The sequence below is a fragment of the Streptomyces sp. NPDC059256 genome (assembly GCF_042753785.1).
In the GTDB taxonomy this organism is placed as follows: domain Bacteria; phylum Actinomycetota; class Actinomycetes; order Streptomycetales; family Streptomycetaceae; genus Streptomyces.
On record NZ_JBHYZO010000001.1, the window covers coordinates 377,319 to 398,218 of the forward strand.

Below are 20,900 nucleotides of genomic sequence, written 5' to 3' on the forward strand. Positions count from 1 at the left end.
CCACCACTCAACGGCTTGAGAAAACGTATGTCTAAAAGATCACGAATAGTCGCGGGTCTGACCGCGCTCGCCCTGCCCCTGGCCGCAATGGTCGCCATGGCATCCCCCGCACAGGCCGCCACCTCGGCCTCCGCGAGCTATGTCAAGGGATCTGACTGGGGCAGCGGCTTCGAGGGCAAGTGGACGGTGAAGAACACCGGCACCACGACCATCAATGGATGGACCCTTGAGTGGGACTTCCCCACCGGAACCAAGGTCCTCTCGTCCTGGGACGCCGACGTGACAAGCGCCGGCAACCACTGGACGGCGAAGAACAAGCCCTGGGCCAACACCCTGGCCCCCGGTGCTTCCGTGACCTTCGGCTTCAACGGCCAGGGCACCGGTGCCCCGACCGGCTGTAAGATCAACGGCGCTTCCTGCGACGGCACCCCGCCCGAGGACGCTCCCCCGAGCGCTCCCGGCACCGTCACCGCTGGCGACGCCGATGTGACGGAGACCCAGGCGAAGATCAGCTGGGGCGCCGCCACGGACGACAAGCAGGTCAAGAACTACGACGTCTTCCGGGACGGGGCCAAGGTCGCCACCACGACCGCCCTCACCCACACGGACACGGGTCTGACCAAGGGCACCACGTACTCGTACACCGTGCAGGCCCGCGACAGCATCGACCAGCTCGGTCCGCTGTCCGGAGCCCTCTCGGTGACGACCAAGGGCGGGGTCATCGACCCGGGCGCCAAGAAGAAGATGGGCTACTTCACCAACTGGGGCGTCTACGGACGCAACTACTTCGTGAAGAACCTGGACACCTCCGGCACGGCGTCGAAGATCACCCACATCAACTACGCCTTCGGTAACGTCCAGAACGGTCGCTGCACCATCGGTGACGCCTACTCGGACTACGACATGGCGTACAGTGCGGACAAGTCGGTCGACGGTGTCGCTGACACCTGGGACCAGCCCCTGCGCGGTAGCTTCAACCAGCTGCTCAAGCTGAAGAAGAAGTACCCGCACATCAAGGTCCTGTACTCGTTCGGTGGTTGGACCTGGTCCGGCGGCTTCGGCCAGGCCGTTGCCAACCCGACCGCTTTCGCGCAGTCCTGCTACGACCTCGTTGAGGACCCGCGCTGGGCCGGTGTCTTCGACGGCATCGACCTGGACTGGGAGTACCCCAACGCCTGTGGTCTGACCTGTGACACCAGTGGCCCTGCATCGATCACCAACATGATGAAGGCCATGCGGGCGAAGTTCGGCCCGAACTACCTGATCACCGCGGCCACCACGGCCGACGCGTCTGACGGTGGCAAGATCGACGCGGCCGACTACGGCGGCGCCGCGCAGTACCTCGACTGGTACAACGTGATGACGTACGACTTCTTCGGCGCCTGGGACGCAAAGGGCCCGACGGCTCCGCACTCCCCGCTGACCGCGTACACGGGCATCCCGAAGCCGAAGTTCACCTCGGCTGAGGCCATCGCCAAGTTCAAGGCGAAGGGCGTGCCGGCGAGCAAGCTCCTGCTCGGTGTCGGCTTCTACGGCCGCGGCTGGACCGGAGTGACCCAGGCGGCACCGGGTGGCACCGCCACCGGCGCTGCTGCTGGTACCTACGAGCCCGGCAACGAGGACTACAAGGTCCTCAAGAACACCTGCCCGTCCACCGGAACCGTCGGCGGCACCGCCTACGCCCACTGCGGCACCAACTGGTGGAGCTACGACACCCCGGCGACCATCAACTCCAAGATGGCGTGGGCCAAGCAGCAGAACCTGGGTGGCGCCTTCTACTGGGAGTTCAGCGGAGACACCGCCAACGGTGAACTCGCGAACGCGGTCCACACCGGCCTCCAGTAGTCGCACCCAGTAGGTAACCAGCACTGCACTCAGCACACAGGAGGGGCCGGGGAGAACCATCTCCCCGGCCCCTTCCGCATGCCCGTCCGTCCACTGCTCACATCCACCGGTGCTGCGCCCTCGGACACGGGATGACCGTGCCGCCCCCTGCACATCACCGCAGAGCAGCACCCGCAGGGCGACACCGGCGAACGCGAACACCGCTGTGGACCGGCCCAGGCGGCTGCCCGCTTCCCCCGCGGCGCCCGCACGGACCCGGCCATCGAGCCGGCCGCGTTCCTGGCAACACCCCAACAGCGGTACGGCGTCCAACCACCGGCATGGGCAACGCTCTTCACTGACCGACCGCCCGCCCGCGGTCCCCTGCCACCCCCGCCACCCCCGCCGTCATGCCCCTCACACCGCGATTCGACCGGCACCCGTCACCCACCCGGGTCAGGGAACCCGTCACCCACGGGTCCGGGAATCCGGGCACAACAAAGGCGCTGCCCCATGGACAGCGCCCTTCTCCAGCACTCACCCATCACATGGACGAGACCGCGAGAGCTCCTCGGTCGTTCCTGACAAGAGCGTCATCCACCCGAAGGTCGGGCGGGATGTGCCAGACACGGCTCAGGCCACGTTCACCCGCTGGCCGGGGGGTGCCGCCTCCAACCAGGCCAGAAAACCAGTCAGGGCGTCCTCGCTCATCGCCAGTTCCAGCCGGGTTCCGCGATGCAGACACCCCAGCACCACCGCATCGGAGAGCAGCGCCAACTCCTCCTCGCCCTCCGGAGTGCGACGGGCGACGACCTCGATCGCCGAACGCTCCAGGGTGCGACGGGGACGCGGGGCGTAGGAGAAGACCCGGAACCACATGATCCGGTCACCGCTGTAGCGGGCGACTCCGTACACCCATCCCTTGCCCGAGAGATCGGGCTCCTCCGGGAGGTTCCACCGGAGGCTGCAGTCGAAAGTGCCGCCGGAACGCTGGATCAGCCGTCGGCGCAGACCGAAGACGAAAAGGCCGATCCCCACCAGTGTGACGACGGCCAGGACGCTCACCAGCACCGCGAGGAACATCTCCACCCACCTCCTCGCATCGTGCTCGTCCTCGTAACCAAACGCACTGCTCTATGCACCTGCATCGCCTCAGCCGCGACACGGTCTGGATGACTCCAGACCGGGCCGCGGCTGAGGGTTTGACTGTGTGGCGGGGTGCTCAGCGCACCGCCACCGCACGCAGTCGGATGTCGGCACGACGCTCGGCGGCGGCGTCCTCCTCCGACTTGGCACGCTCCAGCGCACGCTCGGCGCGCTGGGCATCGATCTCGTCAGCCAGCTCGGCGATCTCCGCCAGCAGCGACAGCTTGTTGTCGGCGAAGGAGATGAAACCGCCGTGCACAGCGGCGACGACGGTCCCGCCCCCCTCCTCGGAGGTGGTACGGATCGTCACCGGGCCCGACTCCAGCACACCGAGCAGCGGCTGGTGACCGGGCATGACGCCGATGTCGCCGGACGTGGTGCGCGCGACGACCAGGGTGGCCTCGCCGGACCAGACCTTTCGGTCGGCGGCGACCAGCTCGACATGCAGCTCAGCAGCCAAGGGTGGCTCCTCGGGTCACCACCCGGCGAAGATGCCGGGTGTTGGGTCAAAGTCTAATGGGGCTTGCGAAGGGGGACGGGACGGACCCGCCCCCCTTCATGAGTCAAAGACTCAGGAGACGCCCAGCTCCTTGGCGTTGGCCTTGAGGTCCTCAATGCCACCGCACATGAAGAACGCCTGCTCGGGGAAGTGGTCGTACTCGCCGTCGCAGATCGCGTTGAACGCGGCGATCGACTCGTCGAGCGGCACGTCCGAACCATCGACGCCGGTGAACTGCTTGGCGACGTGGGTGTTCTGGGACAGGAAGCGCTCCACACGACGGGCACGGTGGACGGCGATCTTGTCCTCCTCGCCCAGCTCGTCGATACCGAGGATCGCGATGATGTCCTGGAGGTCCTTGTACTTCTGCAGGATTCCCTTGACCCGCGTGGCGGCGTCGTAGTGCTCCTGCGCGATGTAGCGCGGGTCCAGGATGCGGGACGTGGAGTCCAGCGGGTCCACGGCCGGGTAGATGCCCTTCTCGGAGATCGGACGGGAGAGAACCGTCGTCGCGTCGAGGTGGGCGAAGGTGGTGGCCGGCGCCGGGTCGGTCAGGTCGTCCGCGGGGACGTAGATCGCCTGCATCGAGGTGATCGAGTGACCACGGGTCGAGGTGATGCGCTCCTGGAGGAGGCCCATCTCGTCCGCCAGGTTCGGCTGGTAACCCACCGCGGACGGCATACGGCCGAGCAGGGTGGACACCTCGGAACCGGCCTGGGTGTACCGGAAGATGTTGTCGATGAAGAAGAGCACGTCCTGCTTCTGCACATCGCGGAAGTACTCCGCCATGGTCAGACCCGCGAGCGCGACGCGCAGACGGGTGCCCGGGGGCTCGTCCATCTGACCGAAGACCAGGGCGGTCTTGTCGATGACGCCCGACTCGCTCATCTCGTCGATGAGGTCGTTGCCCTCACGGGTGCGCTCACCGACGCCCGCGAACACCGACACACCGTCGTGGTTGTTGGCGACGCGGTAGATCATCTCCTGGATCAGCACGGTCTTGCCGACACCGGCACCACCGAACAGACCGATCTTTCCACCCTTGACGTACGGGGTGAGGAGGTCGATGACCTTGATGCCGGTCTCGAACATCTCCGTCTTGGACTCCAGCTGGTCGAAGCTGGGGGCCTTGCGGTGGATGGGCCAGCGCTCGGTGACCTCGGCGTTCGCCTCGGGCACATTGAGCACCTCACCGAGGGTGTTGAAGACCTTGCCCTTGGTGAAGTCACCGACGGGAACGGTGATGCCCGTACCCGAGTCGGTCACCGCAGCCTGGCGGACCAGACCGTCGGTGGGCTGCATGGAGATCGCACGGACCACGCCCTCACCGAGGTGCTGGGCGACCTCAAGGGTCAGGGTCTTGAGCTTGCCGTCCTCGGCCGGGTCGGCCACCTCGACGGTCAGCGCGTTGTAGATCTCCGGCATCGCGTCGACGGGGAATTCCACGTCGACGACCGGGCCGATGACCCGGGCGACGCGGCCCGTGGCAACGGCCGTCTCAACTGTCGTCGTCATTACTTGTCACTCCCCGCGGTCGCGTCGGCCAGGGCACTGGCTCCACCGACGATCTCGCTGATTTCCTGGGTGATTTCGGCCTGGCGGGCCGCGTTGGCAAGCCGGGAGAGGCTCTTGATCAGCTCTCCGGCGTTGTCGGTCGCCGACTTCATCGCGCGGCGGGTGGCAGCGTGCTTGGAAGCAGCGGCCTGAAGCAGCGCATTGAAGATCCGGCTTTCGACATAGCGCGGCAGCAGGGCGTCAAGGACGTCCTCCGCCGACGGCTCGAAGTCGAACAGGGGCAGGATCTCGCCCTTGGTCCCGCTCTCCTCCACGGCCTTCTCAAGGCTGAGCGGCAGCAGCCGGTTCTGCACCGGCGTCTGCGTCAACATCGAGATGAACTCGGTGAAGACGATGTGGAGCTCGTCCACACCACCGTCCGCCGTGTCCTTCTGGACCGCCGCGATCAGCGGGCCCGCGACCTTCTTGGCATCCGCGTAGGTCGGGTTGTCGGTGAAACCGGTCCACGACTCCGTGACCTTGCGCTCACGGAAGCCGTAGTACGAGACACCCTTGCGGCCGACGATGTAGCTGTCGACCTCCTTGCCCTCGGACCGAAGGCGCGTGGTGAGCTGCTCCGCCGCCTTGATGGCGTTGGCGGAGTAGCCACCGGCCAGGCCGCGGTCGCTCGTGATGAGCAGAACAGCGGCCCGCACCGGGTTCTCGGCCTCGGTGGTGAGGGGGTGCTTCGTGTTCGACCCGGTCGCCACCGCAGTCACCGCGCGGGTGAGCTCGGTCGCGTACGGAGTGGAGGCCGTCACCTGGCGCTGCGCCTTGACGATGCGCGAGGCGGCGATCATCTCCATCGCCTTGGTGATCTTCTTGGTCGCGGTGACGGATTTGATGCGACGCTTGTAGACCCGGAGCTGGGCTCCCATGAGTCAGGTCCCTTCCGTCGTCACTTGCTGGTGCTGACCGGAGCGTCTTCGCCCAGAAGCTTGCCGTCCGAAGTCTCGAACTGGCGCTTGAAGGCGGCGATCGCGTCGCCGATGGCCTGGATGGTGTCATCCGACATCTTCGCGCCCTCGGCGATGCTGGTCAGCAGCCCCTTGTGCTCGCGGCGCAGGTGCTCCAGCAGCTCGCTCTCGAAGCGACGGATGTCCTCGACCGGGACGTCGTCCATCTTGCCGGTGGTACCGGCCCAGACGGAGACGACCTGCTCCTCGACGGGCATCGGCTGGTACTGAGCCTGCTTGAGCAGCTCGACCATGCGCTTGCCGCGCTCCATCTGCGCCTTCGACGCGGCGTCCAGGTCGGAACCGAAGGCGGCGAACGCCTCCAGCTCACGGAACTGGGCCAGGTCGACGCGCAGTCGGCCGGAGACCTGTCGCATCGCCTTGTGCTGGGCGGAGCCACCGACTCGGGAAACCGAGATACCGACGTTCAGAGCCGGACGCTGGCCGGCGTTGAACAGGTCGGACTCCAGGAAGCACTGGCCGTCGGTGATGGAGATGACGTTGGTCGGGATGAACGCCGAGACGTCGTTGGCCTTGGTCTCGACGATCGGCAGACCGGTCATCGAACCGGCACCCATGTCGTCGGAGAGCTTGGCGCAGCGCTCCAGCAGACGCGAGTGCAAGTAGAAGACGTCACCGGGGTACGCCTCACGGCCCGGCGGGCGGCGCAGCAGCAGCGAAACGGCGCGGTAGGCGTCGGCCTGCTTGGACAGGTCATCGAAGATGATCAGGACGTGCTTGCCCTGGTACATCCAGTGCTGGCCGATGGCCGAACCGGTGTACGGCGCCAGGTACTTGAAGCCGGCCGGGTCGGACGCCGGGGCGGCGACGATGGTCGTGTACTCCAGGGCGCCGGCCTCCTCCAGCGCGCCGCGCACGGACGCGATGGTGGAGCCCTTCTGGCCGATGGCGACGTAGATGCAGCGCACCTGCTTGTTGACGTCGCCCGTGCGCCAGTTGTCACGCTGGTTGATGATCGTGTCGACGGCCAGGGCGGTCTTGCCCGTCTGGCGGTCGCCGATGATCAGCTGACGCTGACCACGGCCGATCGGCACCATGGCGTCGACGGCCTTGTAGCCGGTCTGCATCGGCTCGTGCACCGACTTACGCACCATGACGCCGGGTGCCTGAAGTTCGAGGGCGCGGCGGCCCTCGGTGTCGATCTCGCCGAGACCGTCGATCGGGTTGCCGAGCGGGTCGACGACCCGGCCCAGGTAGCCCTCGCCGACGGCGACGGACAGAACCTCGCCGGTACGGGTGACCGACTGGCCCTCTTCGATTCCGCTGAACTCGCCGAGGACGATCGCACCGATCTCGCGCTCCTCAAGGTTGAGGGCGAGACCGAGGGTTCCGTCCTCAAACTTCAGCAGCTCGTTCGCCATGGCCGAGGGGAGACCCTCGACCTTCGCGATACCGTCGCCGGCCACGCTGACCGTACCGACCTCCTCGCGCGAGGCCGCGTCCGGCTTGTACGCCTGGACAAAGTTCTCCAGCGCGTCCCGGATCTCCTCCGGCCGGATCGTGAGCTCCGCCATCTGGGTTCCCTGCTCTCCTTGTTGGGCCCGAAGTTTCTTAAGGGGGTCTGGGGGCGACCCCCAGGAATCTTCTGCAATCTCTGCACGGCCCAACCGGGCCGCTTACTGCCTTGTTCAGTTGGTGTCGGCTGTCAGCCGGCCATCCGACGGGTTGCCTCGTCCAGACGGCTCGCGACGGTCCCGTCGATCACCTCGTCGCCGACCCGCACCGAGATCCCGCCGAGGACCTCGGGGTCCACATCGAGGTTCAGGTGCATCTCGCGCCCGTAGACCCTGGCCAGAACACCGCCGAGGCGCTGCTTCTGGACGTCGGTGAGCGGTACGGCCGAGGTGACGACCGCCACCATCCGGTCCCTGCGCGACGCAGCGAGCTTGGACAGGGAGTCGAGTCCCTGTTCCAGGCTACGTCCACGAGGTGCGGTGACCAGTCGGATGATCAGTCGCTCGGTGACCGGGTTCACCTTGCCGCCCAGCAGACTGCGCAGCAGTCCGGCCTTGGCAGTGGCGGTGGCGGCCTTGTCGCTCAGTGCGGCGCGCAGATTCGGGCTGGAGTCCGCGATCCGGCCGAAGCGGAACAGCTCGTCCTCGACGTCGTCCAGGACCCCTGCGCGCTGGGCCGAGCTGAGATCGGCGGTGGCCGTCAGCTCTTCCAGTGCGTCGACCAGGTCGCGTGACCTGGACCAGCGGGAGCGGACCATACCGGAGACCAGATCAACGGTCTCGCCGCTGACCTGCCCGCTGAGCAGGCGCGATACCAGCTGGGCCTTGGCCTCGCCGGCCTGCGCCGGGTCGGTCAGGACCCGACGCAGCGACACCTCGCGGTTGAGCAGCGCGGTGACGGAGGCCAGCCCCTCGGCGAGCGTCGAGGCATCGACGGACGTGGAGTCCGTCAGTGCATCGAGCGACTCACGCGCGGTGGCGAGGGCCTCACGGCTCGCTCCGTTCAGGGGCTTCACCGGGTGGCCTCTGCCTTCACAGCGCCGTCTTCCAGCTCGTCGAGGAAGCGGTCGATCGTCCGGCTCTGTCGGGCGTTGTCCTCAAGGGACTCACCGACGAGCTTGCCGGCCAGATCGGTCGCAAGCTTGCCGACGTCCTGACGGAGCGCGGCGGCTGCGGCCTTGCGGTCGGCCTCGATCTGGGCGTGACCTGCGGCGATGATGTCCTCACGCTGCCGCTGGCCTTCCGCCCTCATCTCCTGGATGATCGCGGTGCCCTGCTCGGTGGCCTCCTGGCGCAGCCGAGCGGCTTCGTGGCGGGCCTCGGCGAGCTGGGCCTTGTACTGCTCAAGTACGCTCTCGGCCTCGGTCTTCGCCGCGTCAGCCTTCTCGATGCCGCCTTCGATGGCTTCCCGACGCTGCTCCAGAACCTTGTTGATGTTCGGGAGGAGCTTCTTGGCGAGGAAGAAGAAGACGATGGCGAACGCGATCAGGCCGATGATGAGCTCGTCGGCGTGCGGGATGAGCGGCGGCTGCTCCGCCCCCGCTGCCGCAAGATTGAACTGAGTCACATCAGTGCCTTCCGTGAAATGTTGGCTGTCAGGTCCGCGTCTTAGTAGACGAAGCCCATGACGATGCCAATGAGGGCGAGCGCCTCACAGAAGGCGAAACCCATGATCTGGTTGGTACGGATCAGGCCGGCAGCTTCGGGCTGACGGGCGAGGGCCTGGGTACCGTTACCGAAGATGATGCCGACGCCGACGCCGGGGCCGATGGCGGCGAGACCGTAGCCGATCGAGGCGACGTTTCCTTCGACGGCGGCAAGGGTCTGGAGAGCGGACATGCCGGTTCTTCCTTCTCTTTCAAGGACCCGGTGGGGGTTGGCCACCGGACGTCTGGGGTGGAGTGACGGGCGAGGTTTGGCTCAGTGGTGCTTGGCGAGCGCGCCCTGGATGTAGCTGGAGGCCAGCAGGACGAAGACGTATGCCTGAACTGCCTGGATGAAGAGCTCGAAGACGATCATCACCATGACCAGCACGAAGGACGTGCCGGCGTAGGCGAAGCCGATGCCGCTCATCAGGTAGTAGGTGGCGAGACTGAACATCACGATCAGCAGGTGGCCGGCGAACATGTTCGCGAACAGTCGGACCGCATGCGTGAACGGGCGGATGAGCAGGTTGGAGAAGAACTCCAGGACCACGACGAGCGGGAGGATCGGGCCGAGCGACTTGTCGTAGCCGGTGATGTTCTTCCAGCCGCCGACGAATCCGTGGGTCTTGAAGGTCAGACCGACCCACAGGACGTACACGATCAGGGCGAGACCCGCCGGGAACGCGATGAGCGACGTCACCGGGAACTGGGCGAGCGGAATGATCGACCAGAGGTTCATCAACCAGATGAAGAAGAACAGCGACACCATCAGCGGGACGTACTTCTCGCCGTCCTTCTTGCCGATGATCTCGTAAACGATGCCGCGGCGAACGAAGTCGTACCCCGCCTCACCGATCATCTGGAGCTTGCCCGGAACCAGCTTCGGCTTACTGAAAGCGGCCCAGAAGAAGGCAACGACCAGGAACGAGCTGATGAAGGCCAGCAACATCGGCTTGGTGAACTCGAAGCCGCTCACCGTGAAGATCGGCTCGTAGAGGAAGGTGTGCAGGCCCGGAGCTGGGAACCCGCACCCAGAAAAGAGCTGGCAATCGGGGTCGAAGGCGAGCATCTGGGGGTCAGCACTCACCGCGGGCTCCTTCAGCGTGGCGCATAGGTACGGCAACCTCGTTGTGTCGGCGCGGCGCGCAGCCGCGGTTCGGCACTGGACTGGTGTTACGGATGTGAGGGCGGCTGGCGGGCAAGGAGCCTCGCGAATGAGCAGGCGTCAGCTCAGATGCCCGCGCCCGCAGAGCCGCAGTTGGCACCGGACGATAGCAGGAACCAGGACCGGTCTTTATACCGCCCCTACCTCTCACGTCGGCGACCCTGCGTTCTCGGGCTTCTGCGCCTTGGTGCCCTCGGGTTCCACGTAAAGGATCTTGGCCTTCATGTAAGCACGTGCCTGTGCGGCGACCCAGACGAGGGTCGTTCCGAGCAGCGTGAAGGCCATGGCCTTGGCGTTGAAGGCCGTGGTGTCCTTGAACGCCGCCATGAAGATGAAGAGCAACAACAACTGTGCCGTGTAGAGCATCAGACCCATGGCCTGGAACAGGTGCGGCAGGGACCTCGCCGTCCGCTGGAGCACCACGAGCCCCATGCCCATGAAGAGCATGACCACCAAGGTGCCGATGGCCGCACCGATCGCCCCCTTCCCACCGGCGATGCCCGCGCTCACCGCGACGGCAACAACGCCCGCGGCAGCCGTGGGTACGGCGGTGTGAATCAGGGTGCGTGCGTCATTTGACGGCATGGCGGCAGCTCCGCTTGCTTGGTGGGGGCAGTGGTGTCGTCATGGACGAGCCTAATCCGGGTCCGAGTCAGGTCCTCGGGGCCAACAGACCGTCGCACTACGGTCCCTTGGCTCTGTCGCCGGTTCTCGTGAACCGTATCACAAACTATTTGAAGAGGTCTTTACCCGACCGTGTGCCAACTATCACACATGAGAGCGAACCTGCGCGTGTGTGCATAGACCGCCCTTTGGTTCGTCTGGTATTGGGCGATGGTGAGCGCTTTGTTAGCGGCGACTCACGGCCTTCCGATGGTCGGAAATGCGCGAACGGGCGCCCATGGCGGTCGCTCCGTTGACGCCAACAGGAAGCGGAGCAGACCCTTCCGCCACCTCTCCAGTCACAGGAGTCTCATTGGTGTCAAGGGCATCTGTGCCCGAAGTCCCGTTGGGGCGCGGAGAAAGCGGTTGCGCCACCCTCTTGCGTCGCCGATAGCGGGGCGGAACAAACGCCTCCGCCCATCGCGGTGCACGCGGAGTGAACCTCGGCAGCAACAACAGCACCAGGCCGAGCGTGCTCAGAGCGACGATGACCATCACGATCCACATCGACGCCGAGTTGACCGAGTAGCCGACCACACCGAAGGCGATCAGAGCCGACCAGAAGTACATGATGAGCACCGCACGGCTGTGGGAGTGCCCGATCTGGAGCAACCGGTGGTGCAGGTGCCCACGGTCGGCGGCGAACGGCGACTGGCCGTTCCAGGTGCGTCGCACGATGGCGAGCACCAGGTCGGCGACCGGAATGGCGATGATCGTCAACGGCAGCAGCAGGGGGATGAAGACCGGCAGGGCCGCATGTGTGGCCTGGCGCGTACTGCCCTCGAAGAAGATCTTCAGGGCGTCCGGGTCCACCTGGCCGGTCACCGAGATCGCCGCAGCCGACAGCACAAGACCGATCAGCATCGACCCCGAGTCGCCCATGAAGATCCGCGCCGGGTGCATGTTGTGGGGCAGGAAGCCCAGGCACATGCCCATCAGGATCGCCGTGAAGAGGGTCGCCGGCGCCGCCGCCTCGATCCCGTAGCTGAACCAGATCCGGTACGCGTAGAGGAAGAAGGCCGCCGCGGCCAGGCACACCATTCCGGCGGCCAGACCGTCGAGCCCGTCGACGAAGTTCACCGCATTGATACTGATCACGACGAGCGCGACCGTCAGCAAGGTGCCCTGCCACGACGTCAGCGAGACCGTGCCCACACCGGGCACCGGAATCCACAGGATCGTCAGACCCTGCACGACCATCACACCGGCGGCGATCATCTGACCGCCCAACTTGATCAGGGCGTCGATCTCGAACTTGTCGTCGAGGACTCCGATGATCCAGATCAGTGCGGCCCCGGACAGCAACGCCCGCGGTTCGTTCGACAGCTCGAAGACGCTGTTCAGGTTCTGTAGGTGGTCGGCGACCAACAGGCCCGCGCACAGGCCGAAGAACATGGCGATGCCACCGAGCCGCGGTGTCGGTTCTCGGTGTACGTCACGTGCCCGGATCTCCGGCATCGCCCCGGTCGCGATGGCGAACTTGCGCACCGGACCGGTGAGCAAGTACGTCACGGCGGCTGTGACACAGAGCGTCAGCAGATAATCACGCACGGGCTGCCCCACAGGAATCGCTGGCCATCTCAGCCCCACACCCTAGCTGTGGTGGCCACTTGTTTGAGGACACCAGGGGGGCCGGCAATGGTTGCACTCGATTCCGGCTACCCCCGATAAGGCGGAAATCTACCCGCAAGCTCGCGTACTTCTGTACGTACTCTCCGCGACAGGTCCCCTTCATCACGTAGAGCCAACGCGAACAGGGCGGCGATCCGTGCCATCTCCCGCTCGCCCATGCCCTGTGTGGTGACCGCAGCGGTGCCCAACCGAATGCCCCGAGCTCCGCCGTGGGGCAGTGCGCAGGTGTCCAGGACCAGCCCGGCGGCCGATAGGCGGGCCCGTGCCGTCCTCCCGTCCCGACCGAGCGGGGTGGAGTCGGCGCCGATCAGATGCGTGTCTGTACCGCCGGTGAGCACCCCGAACCCCTCCGCCTCCAAACCGGCGGCCAGCACCCGGGCATTGGCCACCACCTGATGCGCGTAGGTGGTGAACGCCGGGGTCGCGGCCTCTCCGAACGCCACCGCCTTCGCGGCGATGGTGTGCATCTGAGCCCCGCCCTGGGTGAAGGGGAACACCGCACGGTCCACCCGCTTGGCCAGCGCGCTGTCGCACAGGATCATTCCGCCGCGGGGCCCGCGGAGCACCTTGTGGGTGGTTGCACAGACGACGTCCGCGTACGGAACGGGATTCGGCGCCGCCCCGCCCGCGATCAGCCCCATGGGGTGGGAGGCGTCCACGATCAGATAGGCGTCGATCTCGTCGGCGATCTCCCGGAACAGGGCGTAGTCCGGATGCCGGGGATACGAGATCGAACCGCACACGACAGCCCGCGGGCGGTGCTGGCGCGCCAACGCACGGACCCGGTCGTAGTCGATCAGGCCCGTCTGCCCATCGACGCCGTAGCCGACGAGGTCGAACCAGCGGCCGGAGAAGTTCGCCGGTGAGCCGTGGGTCAGATGCCCACCTGCGGACAGCCCCATCGCAAGGACCGTGTCGCCCGGTTCGAGCAGGGCGGCGTACGCGGCCAGCACCGCGGACGAACCGGAGTGCGGCTGTACGTTCGCGTGCTCGGCGCCGAAGAGTGCGGCGGCGCGCCTCACGGCCAGCCGCTCGGCCTCGTCCACCCACTCACAGCCGCCGTGGTGCCTGGCCCCCGGGTAACCCTCCGCGTACTTGTTGACCAGCGGGGAGCCGAGAGCGGCCAGCACCGCGGGGGATGCGAAGTTCTCGGCGGCGATCAGCTGGAGGCCCTCTCCCTGGCGGGCCGACTCCCCCAGCACGATCTCGGCGACCTCAGGGTCCTGGCGCAGGAGGGAGTCGAAGTCCGCGCGGGTGGCGGTGGGTGCGGCGAAGACAGCCATCGTGGGCTCCGGACCTGGCTATTCGCGGTGAGGGTGCCCCTCCAATGTAGACCGCGGGTTGCCGGGGTGCGGGGTGGCCGATCCGCGTCTGCCTCGGCTCAGCGCGGCGGGATCCCGGTGAGCGCGGTCAGGACCGGGTCCAGCGCCTGGTTGATCTCGTCACCGATCGAACGGAAGAACGTGATCGGCGCACCGTAGGGGTCGTACACCTCGTCCGCGTCGGGGGTCGGCGCCAGCAGCCATCCACGGAGCGCAGCGGCGGCGCGCACCAGGGCCCGCGCCCGTTCGACGACGCCTTCGTCCTTGGGGTCCGGCAGGGTCGTCGGGTCGATCGCACGCACCAGACGGGTGAATTCCTTCAGGGTGAAGGTCCGCAATCCGGCCGAGTGACCCATCGAGATGACCTGGGCCCGGTGGTCGCGGGTCGCGGTGAGCACCAGGTCCGCCCGGATCACGTGTTCGTCGAGCAGTTCCCGGCCGGTGAAGCCCGTCGAGTCAGCCCCGAAATCCGCGAGGACCACTTCGGCGTTGGCCTCCATCGGGGCACCTTCGTGGCCCCAGGTGCCTGCGCTCTCGACGATCAGGCCGCCGATGGGCGCACCGGTGGCGGGGATGTGGACGCGGTCGCCGAGGCGGTCGCTGAGGGCATGCCGGGTGAGCCGCTCGGTGATCGGTGAGCGGCAGACGTTGCCCGTGCTGACGTGGAGGATCCTGAAGGTGTCGCCGGTGGCGTTCGCACCTATGCCACGCCCCTCAGGGGTGATCAAGGGGCCACCTCAAGGTCGGGTACGACCTTCCGGAGCTCGTCGGCGTCGAGGGCGCCGACGCGGAGGAGAACCGGTACGTCGCCGGTGACGTCGACGATCGAGGACGGCACGATCCCGGGGGTCGGGCCGCCGTCGAGGTAGACGGAGACGGAGTCACCGAGCATTCCCTGGGCTGCGTCGCAGTCCTCGGGCGCCGGGTGACCGGTGAGGTTGGCGGATGACACCGCCATGGGCCCGACCTCGGTGAGCAGCTCGATGGCGACGGGGTGCAGGGGCATCCGGATGGCGACCGTCCCCCGGGTGTCCCCCAGGTCCCACTGGAGGGAGGGCTGGTGGCGCGCGACCAGGGTGAGGGCTCCCGGCCAGAAGGCGTCGACCAGCTCCCAGGCATCCTCGGAGAAGTCGGTGACCAGGCCGTGGAGGGTGTTCGGTGAGCCGATGAGGACGGGGGTGGGCATGTTGCGCCCCCGGCCCTTGGCATCCAGGAGTTCAGCGACGGCTTCGGAACTGAAGGCGTCAGCACCGAGTCCGTAGACGGTGTCGGTGGGCAGCACGACCAGTTCGCCCCGGCGGACGGCGGACGCGGCCTCGCGCAGGCCGGTCGTACGCTCGTCGGCTTCGTTGCAGTCGTATCGCCGAGCCATCAGGGGGCCTCCTCGTACACGTACACGGTCGTCGTCACGGTGTCGCCTTGCGGGCGGTGGCGAAACGCGGACGGTTGTTGAGATCGGGGTGGTCGGCCGCGTCCGCCCAGCCGGACTCCTCGTTGAAGATCCAGGGCACCTGGCCGCCCTGGGTGTCCGCGTGCTCGATCACCACGAGCCCGCCCGGCCGCAGCAGCCGGTGCGCGGTGCGCTCGATGCCCCGGATGGTGTCCAGCCCGTCCTCACCGGAGAAGAGGGCCATCTCGGGGTCGTGGTCACGGGCTTCGGGTGCCACGTACTCCCACTCGGTGAGCGGAATGTACGGCGGGTTGGAGATGACGAGGTCGACCTGCCCGTTGAGTTCGGGCAGTGCGGTCAGGGCATTGCCCTGGTGGATGGTGACCCGGGAGCCGTCGGCGTTCTTGCGGGCCCAGCCGAGGGCGTCGTCGGAGAGTTCCACGGCGTGGACACGGGAGCGCGGAACCTCCTGGGCCATGGCGAGGGCGATGGCACCCGACCCCGTGCACAGGTCCACGATCAGCGGTTCGACGACGTCCATGGCCCGGACGGCGTCTATGGCCCAGCCGACGACGGATTCGGTCTCCGGCCGGGGCACGAACACACCGGGTCCCACCTGGAGTTCCAGATAGCGGAAGAAGGCGCGGCCGGTGATGTGCTGGAGCGGTTCGCGGGCCTCACGGCGGGCGACCGCCTCCCAGTAGCGGGCGTCGAAGTCCGAGTCCTGGACGCTGTGCAGCTCTCCCCGCTTCACGCCGTGCACGAACGCGGCCAACTCCTCCGCGTCAAAGCGCGGTGACGGCACGCCGGCGTCGGCCAGCCGCTGGGTGGCCTGGGCCACCTCGGCAAGCAGCAGGTTCACTGGTCCTCCACCCGATTCGTACGGGGTCTACTGCGGATTACTGGGCGGCGGCGAGTTTTGCGGCGGAGTCGGCGTCGACGCACGCCTGGATCACGGCGTCGAGTTCACCGTCGAGCACCTGGTCCAGGTTGTACGACTTGAAGCCGACGCGGTGATCCGAGATCCGGTTCTCCGGGAAGTTGTAGGTACGGATCTTCTCGGAGCGGTCCACGGTGCGGACCTGGCTGCGACGGGCGTCCGCCGCGTTCTTCTCCGCTTCCTCCTGCGCCGCGGCGAGCAGCCTGGAACGCAGGATACGCAGGGCCTGCTCCTTGTTCTGGAGCTGGCTCTTCTCGTTCTGGCAGGAAGCGACGACTCCGGTGGGGACGTGCGTGATGCGGACGGCGGAGTCGGTGGTGTTGACGGACTGACCGCCGGGCCCTGAGGAGCGGTACACATCGATGCGCAGATCGTTGGGGTTGATCTCGACCTCGATCTCCTCGGCCTCGGGGGTGACGAGCACGCCGGCCGCGGAGGTGTGGATGCGGCCCTGTGACTCGGTGGCCGGCACACGCTGCACGCGGTGCACCCCGCCCTCGTACTTCAGCCGCGCCCAGACGCCCTGGCCGGGTTCGGTGGCACCCTGGCCGCCCTTGGTCTTCACCGCGACCTGGACGTCCTTGTAGCCGCCGAGCTCGGATTCGGTGGCGTCGATGATCTCGGTCTTCCAGCCCACGCGCTCGGCGTAGCGCAGGTACATCCGCAGCAGGTCGCCGGCGAAGAGGGCAGACTCATCGCCGCCCGCTCCGGCCTTGACCTCCAGGATGACGTCCTTGTCGTCGCTGGGATCGCGCGGCACGAGCAGCAGCCGCAGCTTCTCGGTCAGCTCGTCGCGCTGCTTCTCCAGCTCCTTGACCTCAGCGGCGAAGTCGGGGTCCGACGCGGCGAACTCGCGCGCCGTCTCGATGTCTTCCCCAGTCTGCTTCCAGGAGCGGTAGGTGCCGACGATCGGGGTCAGCTCGGCGTAGCGCTTGTTGAGCTTGCGGGCGTTCGCCTGGTCGGCGTGGACCGCGGGGTCGGCGAGCTTCTTCTCCAGATCGGCGTGCTCGCCGATCAAATCCTCGACCGCCTCGAACATCGGGGGCTCCTGGTTGCTAAACGAATACCTGAGGGACGCCAAAGCGCCGGTCCCAGCCGCCCGCGCAGTGGGGGCGGCCGGGGACCGGCGCAAGTGACTCGCTACTTCTTGGCGGCTGCGGCAGCCTTGCCGAAGCGGGCCTCGAAGCGGGCCACGCGGCCACCAGTGTCGAGGATCTTCTGCTTGCCCGTGTAGAACGGGTGGCACTCGGAGCAGACCTCGGCACGGATGGTGCCGCTGTCGATGGTGCTACGAGTGGTGAACGAGGCGCCACAGGTACAGCTGACCTGGGTCTCGACGTACTCGGGGTGGATGTCGCGCTTCAAGGTGTCTCCTAGTTTCGGGAGGGCTCCGGGTCGCAGGGACGGATTGTCGATGCGTGAACCGGGGCCGACGGACCAGTCTGCCAGGACTGGCCGTATCTCCCAAAACCGGGGTGGTCGCGGAAGTATTCCCCCGTCACGGAATCAACCGCTCCGGGCGGTCATCCGTGCTGTTTGGGTGCCGTATCGGTCGGTACGGGAACGGTGTCGCTGACCACGTCGGCGGCGTCGCTCTTGTCGCCCGCGGACTCCTTGAGGGCGGCGGCGGGGATCGGCTGGTCCAGCCGCAGGGCGTTCCAGACCTGCTGGGAGGCGGCCTTCAGCGGTATCACCCGGTTGGGGTCGACCGGGTCGTACTCCACCGGCATGGTGACCATCTGGACGTCCTCGGCGCCGAGGCTGCCGAGGCTGCGGGCGAAGCTCATAAGCTCGGTGACGGAGTCCAGCTCGGAGTCGGGGGTGATCGCCTTGGTGGCGGTGTCGGCGATGTCGAGCATCTTCTTGGGGTTGCTCAGGGCTCCGACGTCCTTGGCCCGCTGGATGAATGCCTTCATGAACGCCTGCTGGAGCTGGATGCGGCCGAGGTCACTGCCGTCGCCGACGCTCTTGCGGGTCCGTACCAGGCCCAGCGACTGCTCGCCGTCGAGGACGTGGGTGCCCGGTTCCAGGTCCAGATGGCTGTCGTCGTCCTTGATCGGCTTGGTGGTGGTGATCTTCACCCCGCCGAGTTCGTCGATGAGCTTCTTGAAGCCGGTGAAGTCGACTTCGAGGTAGTGGTCCATGCGGATGCCGGAGAACAGCTCGACCGTCTTGACGGCACAGGCGGGTCCACCGGTCTCGTACGCGGTGTTGAACATGGCGCGCTGCTGACCGCGGACGGTCTTGCCGTCACTGTCGGTGCACTCCGGGCGTTCCACGAGGGTGTCGCGCGGGATGGAGACGACACTGGCCTTCTGATGGCCCTCGTACAGATGGACGATCATGGCCGTGTCGGAGCGGGCGCCGCCTTCGGCGCCTCCGTACTTGGCGTTGTCCCCCGAGCGGGAGTCGGAGCCGAGGACGAGGATGTCCATGGAGCCGTTGTCGATGTTCTCGGGCCGGTTCTCACCGAGCTTGGCGTTGATGTCGACGCCTTCGAGATTTCCGTCGATCTTGAAGTACACATAGCCGCTGGTGATCCCGCCGACGAGCAGGGCGGCGGCTATGGACCAGGCCGCGATGCGCAGGGGTCTGCGCCCCTTGGTCGGCGGTCTGTCCCGCCGCCCGCCCGCGCCGGATATTCGGCCTGTGCTCTGGTCTCCCATGTTTCCCCGGTTCCCCATCCGCTGCGTACTAGCCCCTCGTCCCCCTTGTCGACGACGAGCGTGCCCGACCTGTCAAGTTTTGCTCCGCCATTGGGGAGACACTCTGGGCACCGCAAGGGTTGCACGAGTGGCTGAGAACTCCCTGAGAAAGGGGCTGTGCCCACCGTGCGGGGCACGGTGGGCACAGGGAACTGCCGGTGGACTGACGACGGTCAGCCGAAGAGGTTGTACGACCCCCAGCCGGCGCCGAACTGCTTGCGGGTGGCCAGGGCCCCCGTGGACTTGCCGGAGCCCGGGTAGAGCCAGAGCTTCCCGGCCGTGTCACGGGCCCACAGGTCGGCATGGCCGTCACCGTTGACGTCACCCGTGACCGCGAGGGCGTTCAAGCTGCTGTTCGTGGTCAGCAGGGTACGGGCGCTGAGCGGTGCCGACGTCTTGCCGGTGCCCTTGTACAGGTAGACCTTGCCGCCCGCGGCCCGCGTCACGACGTCCGGGCGACCGTCGCCGTTGAAGTCGCCGTGGCCGCGGACCATGCTGAACTGGCTCCAACCGCTGCCGATGAGCGTACGGGTACCGAAGGAGCCGGCGCCGTTGCCCGGGTGGAGGTATGCCTTGCCGGCGCTGTCGACCGCCATCAGGTCGGGCAGCTCGTCACCGGTCAGGTCGCCGGGGACGAGGATCTGCTTGTACCCCTTCCAGGTCGCACCGGAGGCGATCTTCTTGTCCGCCAGGGTGTTGCTGTACGACCAGTACAGATCGCCGTTGGGCAGGCGGTAGAGCAGGTCCTGGCGGTCGTCGCGGTTGAGGTCCGCCTGCAGCAGCAGGTTCACCCCGGAGAAGTCCCCGTAGTTGGACCGGCGGGTGATGCTCGTGCCCCGGGACTCCCACGCGTACAGCGTCTTGCCGGCCCGGCCGAACAGGTCGGCGCGGTGGTCGAGGCCGGACCAGTTGGCGTCGTTGATCCGGTTGCGCAGGGCGCCCTGGAAGGCGCTGACCTTGGCGTAGACCCCGTACTTGCCCCGCTTGGCGCAGTTGACGTCACCCCAGGAAACGATGCCGGCGAGTCGGCCGCCGACCACCAGCGGGCCACCGGAGTCACCGTTGCAGGTGGTCTCGGAGGTGCTGTTGCTTCCGGTCGGCGCCTTGCCCGCGCAGAGCATGGTGCCGGCGATGAAGCCGGTGCCGTACTCGGGACCGTAGGCGGCGCGGCAGGCGGTGTCGGAGACGATGTCGGCGTCCGCCCGCTTCAGCACGTCGGACATGCTGTTGGGGTTGGTGGAACTGGTCCGGCCCCAGCCGTAGACCTTGCCGTCGGTGCCCGCCTTGTAGAGCGCGGTGTCCGTCGGCCTGACCAGCGGCAGCGGCTTGGCCTTGACCGGCTTGTTCAGGGTCAGAACGGCGACGTCGTTGTTCAACGTGCTGCCGTTGTACTTCTCGTGGTGCCACTGCCGGTACACACCGGTCAGCTGGCCGCCGTGGAGGTTGAGCGCTCCGGACGAGGTCGTGGTGGGCACGTGGTTGGTGCCGGTGACGACGGCTCCGGTGGCCTTGTAGTCGATGCCTTCGACGCAGTGCGCGGCGGTGGCGATCTTCGACGGGGAGACCACGACACCACCGCAGAAGTAGTTGTCGCCCGCACGGTCCTGGAAGTAGAGCTGAGCCATCCAGGGCGCGGAGGCGATCGTGGTCGTACCGCCGCCGATGATGCGGGCGCTCGGCGCCGACTTCTTCCCCGTACGGGGTGTCTTGGCGTCCTTGTCGGCCTTCAGGGCGGCGGCCACGCGCTTGCGCAGTTCGCTCTGGGACGGCTCGGGTGCCTGCGGGGCGCTACGGGGCGCCGGGCTGGTGGGCGGGTTGTTGTCCACGGCCTGCGCGTTGGACGCCAACATGCCGGTACCGGCCAGGGCGAAAACGGTCGCCAGGGCCGGGATCTCACGTCTCATGCGGCGCTGCGGCCGACCACCACGGGTGCGTTTCTGCACTCGGTTAACCACCTTGGGTCTGTACGGGGCGAGGCGCACT

20 protein-coding genes are annotated in these 20,900 nt (G+C 67.1%); 1 reads left to right on the forward strand and 19 read right to left on the reverse strand.

Annotated features, from left to right (window positions below):
* Positions 1-27: 27 nt before the first annotated feature.
* The gene (locus ACFXJL_RS01600) at positions 28-1,845 is read left to right on the forward strand and encodes a glycosyl hydrolase family 18 protein (RefSeq protein ID WP_384640657.1); all 1,818 of its coding nucleotides are present in this window, start codon (positions 28-30) and stop codon (positions 1,843-1,845) included.
* A gap of 612 nt (positions 1,846-2,457) precedes the next feature.
* Here ACFXJL_RS01600 and ACFXJL_RS01605 read toward each other — a convergent pair.
* From ACFXJL_RS01605 to ACFXJL_RS01695, 19 genes are all read right to left on the reverse strand, one after another.
* Positions 2,458-2,907 carry a DUF2550 domain-containing protein gene (locus ACFXJL_RS01605; protein WP_329023397.1) on the reverse strand — a complete coding sequence of 150 codons (450 nt, stop codon included), beginning with the start codon at positions 2,905-2,907 and terminating at the stop codon, positions 2,458-2,460.
* A 139-nt stretch (positions 2,908-3,046) separates the two neighbouring features.
* Positions 3,047-3,430 carry a F0F1 ATP synthase subunit epsilon gene (locus tag ACFXJL_RS01610; protein WP_329023395.1) on the reverse strand — a complete coding sequence of 128 codons (384 nt, stop codon included), beginning with the start codon at positions 3,428-3,430 and terminating at the stop codon, positions 3,047-3,049.
* Positions 3,431-3,541: 111 nt separating this feature from the next.
* Positions 3,542-4,984, reverse strand: coding sequence for a F0F1 ATP synthase subunit beta (atpD, locus tag ACFXJL_RS01615; protein ID WP_384640654.1), 1,443 nt, complete (start codon positions 4,982-4,984; stop codon positions 3,542-3,544).
* Complete coding sequence (locus ACFXJL_RS01620; RefSeq protein WP_358875992.1) at positions 4,984-5,901, reverse strand: F0F1 ATP synthase subunit gamma; 918 nt, start codon at positions 5,899-5,901, stop codon at positions 4,984-4,986. The genes atpD and ACFXJL_RS01620 overlap by 1 nt, the downstream gene beginning before the upstream one ends.
* A 20-nt stretch (positions 5,902-5,921) precedes the next feature.
* Complete coding sequence (gene atpA / locus ACFXJL_RS01625; protein WP_358875993.1) at positions 5,922-7,514, reverse strand: F0F1 ATP synthase subunit alpha; 1,593 nt, start codon at positions 7,512-7,514, stop codon at positions 5,922-5,924.
* Between the two features lie 131 nt (positions 7,515-7,645).
* Positions 7,646-8,461, reverse strand: coding sequence for a F0F1 ATP synthase subunit delta (locus tag ACFXJL_RS01630; RefSeq protein ID WP_384689100.1), 816 nt, complete (start codon positions 8,459-8,461; stop codon positions 7,646-7,648).
* A 5-nt stretch (positions 8,462-8,466) separates the two neighbouring features.
* On the reverse strand, positions 8,467-9,021 hold the full coding sequence (locus ACFXJL_RS01635) for a F0F1 ATP synthase subunit B (RefSeq protein ID WP_329023388.1): 555 nt from the start codon (positions 9,019-9,021) through the stop codon (positions 8,467-8,469).
* Positions 9,022-9,062: 41 nt separating this feature from the next.
* Positions 9,063-9,293, reverse strand: coding sequence for an ATP synthase F0 subunit C (gene atpE / locus ACFXJL_RS01640; protein WP_137993321.1), 231 nt, complete (start codon positions 9,291-9,293; stop codon positions 9,063-9,065).
* Positions 9,294-9,374: 81 nt separating this feature from the next.
* Positions 9,375-10,187: a F0F1 ATP synthase subunit A gene (gene atpB, locus ACFXJL_RS01645; protein WP_329023386.1), complete on the reverse strand. Its 813-nt coding sequence runs from the start codon at positions 10,185-10,187 to the stop codon at positions 9,375-9,377.
* A 225-nt stretch (positions 10,188-10,412) separates the two neighbouring features.
* Positions 10,413-10,850 (reverse strand): hypothetical protein, encoded by a 438-nt coding sequence (locus tag ACFXJL_RS01650; RefSeq protein ID WP_358875994.1) that lies wholly within the window; start codon positions 10,848-10,850, stop codon positions 10,413-10,415.
* 264 nt (positions 10,851-11,114) lie between these two features.
* Positions 11,115-12,479: an MraY family glycosyltransferase gene (locus ACFXJL_RS01655; RefSeq protein ID WP_358875995.1), complete on the reverse strand. Its 1,365-nt coding sequence runs from the start codon at positions 12,477-12,479 to the stop codon at positions 11,115-11,117.
* 107 nt (positions 12,480-12,586) lie between these two features.
* The gene (gene glyA, locus ACFXJL_RS01660; protein WP_384688350.1) at positions 12,587-13,843 is read right to left on the reverse strand and encodes a serine hydroxymethyltransferase; all 1,257 of its coding nucleotides are present in this window, start codon (positions 13,841-13,843) and stop codon (positions 12,587-12,589) included.
* Positions 13,844-13,941: 98 nt separating this feature from the next.
* The gene (locus ACFXJL_RS01665; RefSeq protein WP_358875997.1) at positions 13,942-14,610 is read right to left on the reverse strand and encodes a protein-tyrosine-phosphatase; all 669 of its coding nucleotides are present in this window, start codon (positions 14,608-14,610) and stop codon (positions 13,942-13,944) included.
* The gene (locus ACFXJL_RS01670) at positions 14,607-15,254 is read right to left on the reverse strand and encodes an L-threonylcarbamoyladenylate synthase (RefSeq protein ID WP_329023379.1); all 648 of its coding nucleotides are present in this window, start codon (positions 15,252-15,254) and stop codon (positions 14,607-14,609) included. Before ACFXJL_RS01670 ends, ACFXJL_RS01665 begins: the two co-directional genes overlap by 4 nt.
* A gap of 34 nt (positions 15,255-15,288) precedes the next feature.
* Positions 15,289-16,134: a peptide chain release factor N(5)-glutamine methyltransferase gene (gene prmC, locus ACFXJL_RS01675; RefSeq protein WP_329023378.1), complete on the reverse strand. Its 846-nt coding sequence runs from the start codon at positions 16,132-16,134 to the stop codon at positions 15,289-15,291.
* Between the two features lie 37 nt (positions 16,135-16,171).
* Positions 16,172-17,251: a peptide chain release factor 1 gene (gene prfA, locus ACFXJL_RS01680; RefSeq protein ID WP_358875998.1), complete on the reverse strand. Its 1,080-nt coding sequence runs from the start codon at positions 17,249-17,251 to the stop codon at positions 16,172-16,174.
* 101 nt (positions 17,252-17,352) lie between these two features.
* A complete protein-coding gene (gene rpmE / locus ACFXJL_RS01685) occupies positions 17,353-17,577 on the reverse strand; it encodes a 50S ribosomal protein L31 (RefSeq protein WP_250918244.1) in 225 nt (74 codons plus the stop codon).
* Positions 17,578-17,735: 158 nt separating this feature from the next.
* On the reverse strand, positions 17,736-18,878 hold the full coding sequence (locus tag ACFXJL_RS01690; protein WP_384688356.1) for an LCP family protein: 1,143 nt from the start codon (positions 18,876-18,878) through the stop codon (positions 17,736-17,738).
* 212 nt (positions 18,879-19,090) lie between these two features.
* Positions 19,091-20,860, reverse strand: a complete 1,770-nt coding sequence (locus ACFXJL_RS01695) for a trypsin-like serine protease (RefSeq protein WP_384688359.1) — start codon at positions 20,858-20,860, stop codon at positions 19,091-19,093.
* Between the last annotated feature and the right edge of the window lie 40 nt (positions 20,861-20,900).